Annotated in this window: 13 protein-coding genes; 6 read left to right on the top strand and 7 right to left on the bottom strand. The window is 68.7% G+C overall.

Annotation, left to right across the window (positions count from 1 at the left end; genetic code table 11):
• Nucleotides 1–3 precede the first annotated feature (3 nt).
• From VAPA_RS02110 to gtdA, 6 genes are all read right to left on the bottom strand, one after another.
• On the bottom strand, nucleotides 4–1,368 hold the full coding sequence (locus VAPA_RS02110) for an FAD-dependent oxidoreductase (RefSeq protein WP_021005118.1): 1,365 nt from the start codon (nucleotides 1,366–1,368) through the stop codon (nucleotides 4–6).
• Entirely contained in the window at nucleotides 1,368–2,342 is a 975-nt protein-coding gene (locus VAPA_RS02105; protein WP_021005117.1) for a Bug family tripartite tricarboxylate transporter substrate binding protein, read from the bottom strand. The genes VAPA_RS02110 and VAPA_RS02105 overlap by 1 nt, the downstream gene beginning before the upstream one ends.
• A gap of 47 nt (nucleotides 2,343–2,389) precedes the next feature.
• On the bottom strand, nucleotides 2,390–3,379 hold the full coding sequence (locus VAPA_RS02100; RefSeq protein WP_021005116.1) for a Bug family tripartite tricarboxylate transporter substrate binding protein: 990 nt from the start codon (nucleotides 3,377–3,379) through the stop codon (nucleotides 2,390–2,392).
• Between the two features lie 59 nt (nucleotides 3,380–3,438).
• Complete coding sequence (locus VAPA_RS02095; RefSeq protein ID WP_021005115.1) at nucleotides 3,439–4,722, bottom strand: 3-hydroxybenzoate 6-monooxygenase; 1,284 nt, start codon at nucleotides 4,720–4,722, stop codon at nucleotides 3,439–3,441.
• A 26-nt stretch (nucleotides 4,723–4,748) separates the two neighbouring features.
• A complete protein-coding gene (locus tag VAPA_RS02090; RefSeq protein WP_021005114.1) occupies nucleotides 4,749–5,453 on the bottom strand; it encodes a fumarylacetoacetate hydrolase family protein in 705 nt (234 codons plus the stop codon).
• Between the two features lie 73 nt (nucleotides 5,454–5,526).
• Nucleotides 5,527–6,612: a gentisate 1,2-dioxygenase gene (gene gtdA / locus VAPA_RS02085; protein ID WP_021005113.1), complete on the bottom strand. Its 1,086-nt coding sequence runs from the start codon at nucleotides 6,610–6,612 to the stop codon at nucleotides 5,527–5,529.
• A gap of 140 nt (nucleotides 6,613–6,752) precedes the next feature.
• On the opposite strand from gtdA, the gene VAPA_RS02080 reads away from it, so the two are divergent.
• From VAPA_RS02080 to VAPA_RS02055, 6 genes are all read left to right on the top strand, one after another.
• Entirely contained in the window at nucleotides 6,753–7,652 is a 900-nt protein-coding gene (locus VAPA_RS02080) for a LysR family transcriptional regulator (RefSeq protein ID WP_021005112.1), read from the top strand.
• 94 nt (nucleotides 7,653–7,746) lie between these two features.
• The gene (locus tag VAPA_RS02075) at nucleotides 7,747–8,190 is read left to right on the top strand and encodes an acyl-CoA thioesterase (protein WP_021005111.1); all 444 of its coding nucleotides are present in this window, start codon (nucleotides 7,747–7,749) and stop codon (nucleotides 8,188–8,190) included.
• Nucleotides 8,191–8,376: 186 nt separating this feature from the next.
• Nucleotides 8,377–8,880 carry a phasin family protein gene (locus VAPA_RS02070; RefSeq protein WP_021005110.1) on the top strand — a complete coding sequence of 168 codons (504 nt, stop codon included), beginning with the start codon at nucleotides 8,377–8,379 and terminating at the stop codon, nucleotides 8,878–8,880.
• Between the two features lie 129 nt (nucleotides 8,881–9,009).
• On the top strand, nucleotides 9,010–9,720 hold the full coding sequence (locus VAPA_RS02065) for a TetR/AcrR family transcriptional regulator (protein ID WP_021005109.1): 711 nt from the start codon (nucleotides 9,010–9,012) through the stop codon (nucleotides 9,718–9,720).
• 3 nt (nucleotides 9,721–9,723) lie between these two features.
• Nucleotides 9,724–10,560 carry a tetratricopeptide repeat protein gene (locus VAPA_RS02060; protein WP_196232538.1) on the top strand — a complete coding sequence of 279 codons (837 nt, stop codon included), beginning with the start codon at nucleotides 9,724–9,726 and terminating at the stop codon, nucleotides 10,558–10,560.
• 67 nt (nucleotides 10,561–10,627) lie between these two features.
• Nucleotides 10,628–10,885 (top strand): acyl-CoA-binding protein, encoded by a 258-nt coding sequence (locus tag VAPA_RS02055; RefSeq protein ID WP_021005107.1) that lies wholly within the window; start codon nucleotides 10,628–10,630, stop codon nucleotides 10,883–10,885.
• 10 nt (nucleotides 10,886–10,895) lie between these two features.
• Here the strand turns inward: VAPA_RS02055 and VAPA_RS02050 are convergent, their stop codons facing one another.
• On the bottom strand, nucleotides 10,896–12,134 hold the full coding sequence (locus tag VAPA_RS02050) for a CaiB/BaiF CoA transferase family protein (RefSeq protein ID WP_021005106.1): 1,239 nt from the start codon (nucleotides 12,132–12,134) through the stop codon (nucleotides 10,896–10,898).
• Nucleotides 12,135–12,314: the final 180 nt, after the last annotated feature.

The following is a 12,314-nucleotide window of genomic DNA, read 5'->3' as shown; positions in this document are numbered from 1 at the left end:
GGCTCAGCGATCGAGATCGGCGCCGTCGGCGGCCAGCTTCTTCTGAAGCGCAGACACGTCGACGTCCGCGAACTTCGCGCTGGCGCCCAGCGAAGCCGCGGCCGTACCCGCCGCCTGCCCCATCACGAAGCAGCCGCCGCTCGCACGCGCAGCCGACTGGCCTGCGTGCGTCATGGCGGCGCAGCGGCCAGCCACCAGCAGGTTGTCGACCGTGCGCGGCACCAGCATGCGCCAGGGCAGCTGGTTGTAGGTGCGGTTGCCGTCGCGCGGGAAGGCCCACTCGATGCGGCCGTCCGCATGCATTTCCATGGGCCAGGCATTGATGCCGATGCTGTCGTCGAACCTGGCCGAAGACAGGATGTCCTCGCCCGTGAGCGCATAGAGGCCCTCGATGCGGCGCGTTTCGCGGATGCCGACCTGCGGCGCGATCTCGACGATGGCCGCCCCGGCGAAGCCCGGCACCTCGGCCTTCATGAACTTGAAGTACTCGGCAATCTGGCGCCGGCCTTCGAGTTCGCCTTCGGTGAGTTCGCGCGCATCGACGCCGTTCATCGCGCGGCCGGCTGCATTGCGGATCTGCGTAACGTTGGCACGCCATTCGCGCGGATCGATGTTGGGCCGCAGGATCGCGCCTTCGCGCGGAAATTGGTAGACACCGGGCTTGCGCTCCTGCACCTGCGCCATCAACTCGTTGATGGCCTTGAACTCGCCCACGGCCGCGAGTGCGGGCTGCGCATCGACCTGCCCGACGCGGAACATCGTGGTCGGAAACAGGCCGCTGCCATGGCCGTCGCCCACTTCGAAAGGCACGCCCGCAAAAGCCGCCACGTCGGCGTCGCCGCTGGCGTCGACGAAGGCGTTGGCGCGAATCGCCTGCCGGCCCGACTTGGTTTCGACCACCAGCGCCGCGATGCGGTCGCCCTCGCGCACCACCGCGGCCGCCCAGGCGTGGAACAGCAGGTGCACGCCGGCGTCGAGCAGCAATTGGTCGGCCGCGATCTTGTAGGCCGAGGTGTCGTAGGAGCGCACGCGGATGCGGCCCTGCATCCCGTCCTGGGGGGTGTTGAGGCCGCCCAGCGCGTCGATGCGTGCCAGCAGGTCGTCGGCCACGCCGCGCACCAGCAGCGTCATCTCGCCGTTGCGCCTGCCGTAGAGGCCCGCGAAGTTGGTCACGCCGCCCGCGGTGCCCATGCCGCCGAGGAAGCCGTAGCGCTCCACCAGCAGCGTGTTCGCGCCGTGGCGCGCCGCGCTCACGGCGGCGGCAATGCCGGCCGGGCCGCCGCCGACCACCACCACGTCGTATTCGCCGAAGACCGGCAGCTCGCGCGCCGGTTCGCTCAGGGTCTTCTTCTGCTGGACGGCGGTCATCACTGGATCTTGATGCCGCGGGTCGAGATGATGCGGGTCATGATCGCCGCTTCTTCCTTCACGCGCAGGCGCATGCCGTCGGGCGAGGTGCCCACCGCCTGCCAGCCTTGTTCGAATAGCTTCCGGCGCACTTCGGGCTGCTTCATGATCACCTCGATCTCGCGGCTGATGCGCGCCTGCGCGGTCTTCGAGAGGCTGGCGGGCCCGAGCAGTGCCACCCACACCTCGAGGTTGAAGTCGCGCACGCCGGCTTCGGCGAGCGGCGGCAGCTCGGGCACCAGCGCGCTGCGGCCGCCCGTGAGGCCGATGGCCTTGAGCTTGCCGGCGCGCACCTGCGGCATGGCCACGCCCGGCGGGATGAGGGCCATCTGCACCTGGTCGCCGAGCATCGCGGTCACGACCTGCGGGTTGCCCTGGTAGGGCACGTGCTCGGGATTGAAGCCGGCCACGCGGCTCTTGAGCAGTTCCATGCCCAGGTGCCCGACCGAGCCCACGCCCACCGACCCGTAGTTCCACTTGTCGCCGCCCTTGCGCGCCGCATCGAAGAAGGCGGTGCCCGAGGGCAGGCTGTTCTGCGCCACCAGCACCAGCGGGGCCGTGGCAATCAGCGAGAGGTAGGTGAAATCCTTCGCGGGGTCGTAGGGCAGCCGCGGGTACAGCATCTTCGACGAGGTGAGATTGCCGTTGATGACGATGCCCAGCGTGTGGTCATCGGTGGCCTTGGCCACCATGTCGGCCGCGATGTTGCCGGAGGCACCGGGCTTGTTGTCCACCACCACGGGCTGGCCGAGCGCCTTGGCCAGCGGCTCGGCGATGGTGCGGGCGGCGATGTCGGGCGTGGAGCCGCCCGGAAAGCCCACGAGCAGGCGGATGGGCTTGGTGGGCCAGGCATTGTTCTGTGCGCTGGCCGCCAGCGGCAGCGCGGCGGCGGCCAGGCCGCAGGCGATCAGGAGGGCTCTCTTGGTGGCGTGCATGGAAGGTGAAAATGAAATGTGAAAAAACGTAATAGTAATGAGGGCCGCTAGTCGAGGCTGATGTTGCCCCGGCGGACCAGTTCGCCATACACCTTGGACTTGGCCTCGGCGTTGCGCTCGATCTCTTCGGGCGACCAGGCCAGCGGCTCGAAGGCGAAAGTGTCGAAGCGGGCGCGGATCTCGGGATCGGCAATGACCTTGGCCACGTCGGCGTTGATCTTTGCCTTGACGGCCGCCGGCACGCCCTTGGGCGCGAGCAGCGAGACGAAGGAGTTGACCTCGAGCGAGGCCGGTCCGCCCGCCTCGGCCATGGTCGGCACGTCGGGCATCTGCGGAATCCGCCTGGGCGCGGCAATGGCCAGGTAGCGCAGCTTGCCGGCCTTGTAGATGCCCTGGCTCGACGGAATGCTGGCAAAGCTCCACGGCACTTCGCCCGTGCCCACGTTGGAGAACAGCTGCGACACCTCGCGGAACGGCGCATGCCGCATGCGGATGCCGCTGAGCGCCTCCAGCTGCTGCGCGCCCAGGTGGCCCGGGCTGCCCACGCCCCAGGAGCCGTAGACGATGGCGTCGGGGCTGGCCTTGGCGGCCGCGATCAGGTCGCTCATGTTCTTCCACTTCGACTCGCTCGAAACGGCCACGAAGAAGGGCGTGCGAAACAGCGAGGCCACGGGGTCGAAGTGCTGCAGCGTCACGAAGTTGCGCGACTTGTACAGGTGCGGCAGCGCCGCGATGTGCTCGCTGTCCAGCTGCAGCAGCGTGTAGCCGTCGGGCGCCGCGCGCCGTGCCTGGTCGATGGCGATGAAGCCGCCGCCGCCCGGCCGGTTGTCGATCAGCACGCGCTGGTTCCACAGCCGCGAGAGCTTGTCGGACACCAGCCGCAGCACCGCGTCGGGCCCGCTGCCGGCGGCGAAGGGCGTGACCAGCGTGACCGGCTTGTTCGGATAGTCGCCGGCCTGCGCCAGCGCGCCGGTGGCGGCGGCCAGCGACGCCAGGGCCAGGATGCCGGTGCGCAGTGCGCGCGTCGAAAAGGTCATGACTTGTTGTCTCCTGGGCCTGTGGCCTCGAATGGTGATGATGAAAGAAACCCGCTCGATCAGTGTGGCGAAAGCACGGCGGCCGCCTCGCTGCCGGGCACCGCGACGGAGCGCAGCAGCGGCGGCGGCGCGTCGTCCATGCAATGCTCGGGCCGCCAGGCATAGAGCCACTCGACCGCATCGTAGAAGCGTTCGGGCGTGCGGCCCACCCAGAGGCTGTTGCGCACCAGCCGCTCCACGCCCTTGGCGTGATAGAGCCGGCCCATCTCGCGCACCGACAGCACCACGCGGGCGGTACGGGGAATGCGTGCGGCCTCGTAGAGCTTGAAGGCGGCCGGCATGTCGAAATCGCAGGCCTGCACCGCGGCGCCCAGCGTGACCGCGTCCTCGAGCGCCATGCAGGCGCCCTGCGCGAGGTACTGCATCATCGGATGCGCGGCATCCCCGAGCAGCGTGGCCGGGCCGTCGCTCCAGCGCTCCACCGGATCGCGGTCGGCCGTGCTCCAGCGGCGCCACGACGTGGGCCGGTCGAGCAACTGGCGGGGGCGCGCATGCACGCCCTCGAAATAGGAGTGCACTTCCTCCTTGCTGCCTTCGGAAACGCCCCACTCTTCCTGCTCGCGGCTGTGGAAGGTGACGACCAGGTTGTATTGCTCGCCATGGCGCAGCGGATAGTGCACCAGGTGGCAGTTGGGGCCGGCCCAGACCACGGGCGCGTTCCAGCGCAGGTCGGCCGGCATGTCAGCCACCGGCACCACCGCGCGGTAGACCACGTGGCCGGAAACGCGCGCCTCGTCGCCGACGAGCCTGGCGCGCACCACCGACTTCACGCCGTCGCAGCCCACGATGGCATCGGCCTTGAAGCGCCGGCCGTCGCGCGTGGTGGCGACCACGCCCTGCGTCTTGCCCGCGCCGATGTCGAGGGACTCGACCTGTGCCGAGGTGTGGAAGCGGATCAGCGGATGCTGCTTCACGGCCTCGTGGATGGCACCGTGCAGGTCGGCGCGGTGGCTCACCGCATAGGGGTTCCTGAAGCGCGCGCGGAAGGCTTCGCCCACCGGCACCGAGGCCACTTCGCCGCAGTCGACCGCATCCATCATCACGAGCCGGTCGGTGAAGACCGAGTTGCGGCGCACCGCCTCGCCCACGCCGAGCGCGTCGAGCGCCGCGAAGGCATTGGGGCCGAGCTGCAGGCCGGCGCCGATCTCGCCGATGGTGGCGCTCTGCTCGAGCAGGTCGATGGAAACGCCGAGCCGCGCCAGCGCCAGCGCGGCGGCCATGCCGCCGATGCCGCCGCCGACGAGCAGCACGGTGGGGGGATTCTTCGGGAGAGATGTGCTCATCGCGGGGCCTTCTGCGCTGCGTTTGCTCAGTCGATGCGGACGGTGAGCGACGGGAGCCTGTCGATGCTCACCTTGAGGGTCTGGCCGGGCTTCACCGCGCCCACACCCTCGGGCGTGCCCGTGAAGATCAGGTCGCCGGGCTGCAGCGTGAAGAGCGTCGAGAGATTGGCGATCACCTCGTTGACCGACCAGATCAGGTGCGTGATGTCGCTGTTCTGGCGCACCTGGCCGTCCACTTCGAGCCTGATGGCGCCGGCATTGATCTCGCCCATGTCGGCCAGCGTGCGCAGCGGCGCGATGGGCGCCGAGAAATCGAAGGCCTTGCCGATTTCCCACGGCCGGCCGGCTTCGCGCATCTTCATCTGCAGGTCGCGGCGCGTCATGTCCAGGCCCACGGCATAGCTGTGGATGTGGCCGGCTGCCTGCTCCACCGCGATGTCCTTGCCGCCCTTGCCGATGGCCACCACGAGCTCGGCTTCGTAGTGGTAGTTGCTCGTGAGCGGCGGGTACGGAATGGCGCCGGTTTCGCCTTCGGCCACCGGCACCACCGAGGCGTCGTCGTTGGGCTTGCAGAAGAAGAACGGCGGCTCGCGGTCGGGGTCGAAGCCCATCTCGCGCGCATGCGCCGCGTAGTTGCGGCCCACGCAATAGACCCGGCGCACCGGGAACAGGTCGCTCGAACCCACGATGGGCAGGCCGACGACGGAAGGAGGCGTGAAGACGAAGGACATGAAGGCTCCTGCCGCGCGCGGCGGCACATGGTCAAGACAAGGAAAAAAAGGAGAAAAGAGGTTCGGGCGGCTCTCAGGCTTCGTCGAGGAAGGCCTCGCGCAGGATGCCCATGGCCTGCTGCACGGGACGGTCGGAGAAGCTGAAGAGCACCACGTCCTCGCCGGGCGCCGAAAGCCGCAGCGGCGCCCACGAGGGCACCACGAAGGTGTCGCGCGGGCCGAACTCGAAGCGCCGGCCCGCGATCTCGGCAATGCCGCGGCCTTCGACCACGCTGTAGACGGTGCCATCGGTGGCGCGATGCGTCTTGCCCGCGAAGCCCCGGGGCAGCAGCTGCAGCTGGGTGCCGATGGTGGGCATCGGCGCGCCGCCCGTCAGCGGGTTGATGTAGCGCAGCTTGTGGCCCAGCCAGGCATCGGGCGCTTCCTGCTTCTGCAGCAGGGCCAGCACCTCGCGGCTGCGCGCATAGGGGTAGTTGAAGATCGGCGAGGTGGCGGACCCGTGGTCGTGGCGCACCGGCACCATGTTGTGGCCGAAGCGCGCCAGGCTGTTGCCTTCGGGGCGCACCACGTGCTGCACCTTGGCGTCGTCGTTCTCGGCAAAGCCGGCGTCGAAGAAGCGCAGCATCGGAATGTCGAGCCCGTCGAGCCAGACCACCGGCTCCACCATGCCGCCGACGCCCTCGTTGCCGTGGTCGTGCCAGGCCCAGGAAGGCGTGATGATGAAGTCGCCCGGGTACATGGTGGTGCGCTCGCCGCCCACCGTGGTGTAGGCCCCCTTACCGTCGACGATGAAGCGCAGCGCAGACTGCACATGGCGGTGCGAGGGCGCGACCTCGCCCGGCATGATGAGCTGCAGGCCGGCGTAGATCGACTGCGTGATCGACGAGCTGCCGGGCAGCGCCGGGTTCTCGAGCACGAGCACGCGGCGCACCGCTTCCTCGGCGGTGATGAGCGCCGCCGATTCCATCAGCAGCGGGCGGATCTCGTCGTAGCGCCAGAGCGCCGGCACGCAGGGCGTGGCGGGCTCGCGCGGCACCAGCGCATGCAGCGACTCCCACAGCGGCGTGAGGTTCAGCGGGCGAATGCGCTCGTAGTAGTCGCGGCGCTCCGCGGCATTGGCAGGCGCCGGGGCGGCGGGTTTCTGGGCGGTGGGGTTCATGAATGGCGGTTCCGGCCGTCGTGCGGCGGTTGTCTCCGGGAAGCGGCCATCTTCCGCCGGTACTACTATTGGCGCAATGGGGTCATGGCGATAGGCCTGATCTTGTTTATTGATAGTGGTGGCGGCAAAGGAGTTGTTTCATGGCCCAGCTCGATCTCGAATGGCTGCTGGCGTTCGACGAGGTCTACAAGACGGCCAACGTGTCGAGCGCCGCCGAGCGGCTCGGCATTTCCCAGTCGGCGGCCAGCACCGCGCTGGCCCGGCTGCGCACGCATTTCGGCGACAAGCTGTTCGTGCGCACCTCGCGCGGCATGGAGCCCACGCCCTACGCGCGGCAGATCCAGCCGCTGGTGCAGGACATCCTCGACCGGCTGAACCGCGCCAAGGGCGGACGCGCCAGCTTCGACCCCGCCAGCGCGGCGCGCAGCTTTCGCATCTGCATGACCGACATCAGCGAGGTGGTGCTGCTGCCCGGCCTGCTCGACCATCTGCGGCGCAAGGCCCCCGGCGTGCGCATCGAGACCGAGATCATCTCCACCGAGAGCGGACGCCGGCTCGAGGACGGCGCGGTGGACCTGGCGGTGGGCTTCATGCCGCAGCTGGACGCGGGCTTCTACCAGCAGACGCTCTTCATGCAGAACTTCGTCTGCCTGGCCGCGCGCAACCATCCGCGCATCGGCGAGCGGCTCACGCGCAAACGCTTCGAGACCGAGGCGCATGCGGTGGTGGCCTCATCGGGCACCGGCCACGCCATCGTCGACAAGACCATCGCCCGGCTGGGGCTCAGGCGCAACGTGGTGGCCAGCCTGTCGAGCTTCCTGAGCGTGGCACGCATCGTGGCGCACACGGAGCTGATCGTGATCGTGCCCAGCATCCTCGGCAAGGTGCTGGCCACGCAGGAGCCGGTGAAGCTGCTGGAGCCGCCCTTCGAGCTGCCGGCCTACGCCGTCAAGCAGCACTGGCACGAGCGCTTCCACGCGGACGCCGGCAACGCCTGGCTCCGGCGCACACTGGCGGAGCTGTTCGGCGGCGGCGGCTGAACGTGCGTGCCGCGCCGACCGGCGGCGCGCGCCGCGGTGGGCACTCGCTCGCATAATCGGAACCCCATCCACGGCCCACAAAAAAAGGCGGCGCATGTCCTCCATCACCCTTCGCTTTCTGGCCGAGCCCAGCACCGTCAACTTCGGCGGAAAGGTCCATGGCGGCACCGTCATGAAATGGATCGACGAGGCCGGCTACGCCTGCGCCACCAGCTGGGCCAAGCGCTACTGCGTGACGGCCTTCATCGGCAGCATCCGCTTTCACCATCCGATCATGATCGGCGACCTGGTCGAGGTCGAGGCCCGGCTGGCCTACACCGGCACCACCAGCATGAACATCTCGGTCGAGGTGCGAAGCGGCGACATGAAGGGCGGCACCATGGACAAGACCACCGAATGCCTGATCGTCTTCGTCTCGGTCGATTCGCACGGCCGCCCCCTGCCGGTGCAGCCCTTCGTGCCCGGCACGCCCGGCGAAATGGCGCTTGCCGAACGCGCCAAGACCCATCTGGACGCCAGCCGCGCCGCCGGGCAATAGGCACGCCCCCAGTCTTCGCGCACTTCGTGTCGCTACGCCAACCCCCTACCGGGGGCAACACCAGCGGCCCGGCAAAGCCGGTTCCGCGGTGTTCCACGAAGGATCCAGGTCATAGATACAAAGCCCTAAAAACAAGCGGGCCGAGCGGCTAGAGTCGCTCGTTGGTTTCACAGGAACATTCGCACCATGGCTACCCAGGACGACGACCACGGCAACAAGGGCTCCGACCGCATCAAGGATTCGGCCCAGCAGATCTGGCTTGCGGGGCTTGGCGCCTTCGCCAAGATGCAGCAGGAAGGCAGCAAGGCTTTCGAGGCGCTGGTGAAGGATGGCGCCGGCATGCAGAAGAAGACCCAGCAGGCCGCGGAGGAAACCCTGGCGCAGGCGCAGACGCGCATGGCCGGCTTCGCGAGCGAATTCGGCACCAAGGCCGCGGGCCAGTGGGGCAAGCTCGAGAACATCTTCGAAGAACGCGTGGCGCGCGCACTCGAAAAGCTGGGCATCCCCTCGGCCGCCGAGCACGCCGCGCTGCAGGCCCGTGTGGCGGCGCTCGAGGCCGAGCTGCAGCGCCGCCAGGGCAAGCCCACCGCGACCACGGCACGCACCGCGAGCCGCAAGACCGCGGGTCGCAGCGCAGCACCGGCGGCCGCCACCAAAAAGACCGTGCGGCGCGGCACCAAGGCGGGCTGAAACCCTCCCCGGCCGACTTTTTTTGCGGCGGTGCACAACGCGTGCCGCCGCAAAACATTGCCCTGCACCGTTCATGGTGCGGTGCACATACGCTAGAGTGTCCCCAAGAGATAAAAAACGGGGACTGACATGGCCAAGAAGGCGCCACGCCGCACAGCGCAACGCATCCTCGAAGCCGCACTGGAGTTGTTCAACCGCTTCGGGGAACCTAACGTCTCCACCACGCTGGTGGCGGGCGAACTCAACATCAGCCCCGGCAATCTCTACTACCACTACCCCGCCAAGGAAGAGCTGATCAACAAGCTCTACGAAGGCTACGAGGCCGAGCTCAACGAGCTCCTGCATGCCAGCGAAGGCGTGCACGATGTGGAAGACGCCTGGTTCTTCATGCACAGCCTGTTCGAGCTGATCTGGCGTTACCGCTTTCTCTACCGCGACCTGAACGACCTGCTGAGCAAAAACCGGCATCTCGAAACGCAGTTCCAGCTGGTGCTCAAGAACAAGGCGCGCGCCATCCGCGTGCTGATCGCGGGGCTGAGCCGGGCCGGGCACCTGGACATCGATGCCCACGAGGTCGACACACTCGCCCAGAGCATGGTGGTGGTGCTGACCTACTGGCTCAGCTACGAATACGTGCGCAATCCGCGCGAGGCGCTGGAACCCGCCCACGCCCAGGGCGCGCTGATGCGCGGCGGCCAGCACACGCTGCATCTGCTCGCGCCCTATCTCGGAGGCGAGCAGCGGCGGCATTTGCTGACACTCAGCCATGCCTACAGCGGCGAAGATTCGGCAAGCACGCCGCCTCCAGCCGCGACAGTCGATTTGGCAGCCCAGGCCTAGACCATGCCCCAGTCAAACTTCAAACCGCTTTCGCTGATGTCAGTCAGTCCCATGACCGCGGGAGAGGAACCCTGGACGCCACTGCCCTACACGGACGCGCCGCGCTACGACGCGCAGACGCTGCTGTCGCATTGGTCCCGGCTGCACGCCGGCCACGCCTTGCCGCCTCCGCCCGGCGAACATCCGCTGGCCGACGGCTGGGCGCTGTATCACAGCGGCGAATTCGAGCGCGCCGCCGCGCTCGGCCTCGCGCACGGCGCGGATGGCCTGTTGCTGGCCAACCAGGCCACCGCCGTCTATGCCAACTACCTCGAGCCACGCGAATCGGTCCGGCTTTCGATGTTCCGCCAGGTCATCGAGCGGGCCGCCGCGCAGGCCACCGCCGAGCCCGACAACTGCCATGCGCTCTACTGGCAAGCCTATGCGCTCGGGCGCTACAGCCAGGGCATCAGCGTGGCGCGCGCCCTGGCGCAGGGCCTCGGCAGCAAGCTCAAGGGCGCACTCGAGCGCGTGATCGAACTGCAGCCGCTCCATGCCGATGCGCACGTCGCGCTGGCCGCCTTCCACGCCGAGGTGATCGACAAGGTGGGTGCGCTGGTCGGCCGCATGACCTACGGCGTGCGCGCCGAAATGTCGGTCGAGCTGTTCGAGCGCGGCCTGGAACTGCATCCCCATTCGCCCAGCGCGCTGATGGAATACGGCCGCGCGCTGCTCATGCTGCATGGCGACGCACACATGGGCGAGGCCACGCAGCTCTACGAAAAAGCCGCGGCGCTGCAGCCGGCGGACGCGAAGGAACGGCTGGACGTGGAACTGGCGCGGGCCGGGCTGGCGGACTGAGGCCGGTTGGTACCGGCGAGTACCGTGCGCTTTAAGATGCGGGTTTCCCGCTTTTCAATCGACCACCATGTCCGACCTCAACGCCCTGTTCGAAGCCGCCCAGGCCAACTCCAAGCTGCTGGCGGAGCGCCCCGACAACCCGACGCTGCTCAAGATCTACGGCCTCTTCAAGCAGGCCACCGAGGGCGACAACACGGCCAAGAAGCCCAGCTTCAGCGACATCGTCGCGCGCGCCAAGTGGGACGCCTGGACCGCGCAAAAAGGCCTGGGTGCCGACGAGGCGAAGCAGAAGTACATCGACCTGATCGAATCGCTGCGAGCCTGACCCGCACCGCTCAGCCGACGATCCCGCGCGCATGCAGCGCGGCGATCTGCTCCGCGTTGAGGCCGATCTCCTTCAAGACCGCGTCGGTGTCCGCGCCCAGCGCCGGCGCGTTGTACCGGTGGCTGGCCGGCGTGAGCGAGAGCTTGGGCACGAAGCCCGGCACCGCAAGCGCGCTGCCGTCGGGCATCCTCACCTGCTGCAGCATGCCGCGCGCGGCGTAGTGCGGGTCGGCCGCGATGTCGGCAATGGTGTAGATGCGGCCGGCCGGCACGTGCGCGGCGGCCAGTGCGGCGAGCACCTCGTCCACCGAGCGCTCTGCGGCCCAGTCGCCGATGGCGGCATCGAGCATCTCCACCTGCGCCACCCGGCCCGTGTTGCCGGCCAATGACGGATCGGCCGCGAGGTCGGGCCGGCCGATGCATTCCATCAGCCGGCGGAAGATGCTGTCGCCATTGCCCGCGACGATGGCGTAGCCGCCGTCGGCGCAGCGGTAGGCGTTGGTCGGCGCGATGCCGGGCAGCGCACTGCCGGCCGCCTCGCGCACCGCGCCGAACGCGCCGTACTCGGGCAGCAGGCTTTCCATGCAGTTGAACACCGCCTCGTAGAGCGCCACGTCGACCACCTGGCCCCTGCCCTTCGGGTAGTTGGCGCTGACGGTCGCGTGGCGGTGCTGCATCGCCACCAGCACGCCGATCACGCCGTGCAATGAAGCCAGCGTGTCGCCGATCGACACGCCCACGCGCACCGGTACGCGGCCGGGCTCCCCCGTGAGATGGCGCAGCCCGCCCATCGCCTCGGCCACCACGCCGAAGCCCGGCCGGTCGCGGTAGGGGCCGGTCTGGCCGTAGCCGCTGATGCGCAGCATCACGAGCGCGGGGTTGGCGGCCAGCAGTTCGTCCGGGCCGAGACCCCAGCCTTCCATCGCGCCGGGGCGGAAGTTCTCGACCAACACGTCGGCCTCGGCGGCCAGCTGCCGCACCACGGCCTGTGCCTCGGCCTGGCGCAGGTCGAGCGCGAGCGAACGCTTGTTGCGCGACTGCACCTGCCACCACACCGAGGTGCCGTCCTTCAGGAGCCGCCAGCTGCGCAGCGGATCGCCCGCGCCCGGCGGCTCGATCTTGATGACCTCGGCGCCGAAGTCGGCCAGCGTACGCGCCGCGAAGGGCCCCGCGATCAGCTGCCCGAGCTCGATGACCTTGAGGCCGGCCAGCGGGCCCGCGGGCGAGGGAGAAGAAGAGGTGTTCGTCATGGCGCCAGAGTGTGCCGTGCCGCTGCCGGGCCTTCACGAGGGCGGGAAAACACCTATGAATTCTTGACATGCCATTTCCGGCGCTTGCGGCAGTGCAGCAATCTCTCCGCGGCGCCGCCTCTCCCCCCGAGGAGAAAGGCGTTTGCTGCAATGCAATGCCTTCGCCCGCGGGCTTGCACA

The sequence above is a fragment of the Variovorax paradoxus B4 genome (assembly GCF_000463015.1).
Classification (GTDB): Bacteria; Pseudomonadota; Gammaproteobacteria; order Burkholderiales; family Burkholderiaceae_C; genus Variovorax; species Variovorax paradoxus_E.
The sequence above is the reverse complement of the archived record's forward strand: the minus strand, read 5'-3'. Positions and strand labels throughout refer to the sequence as shown.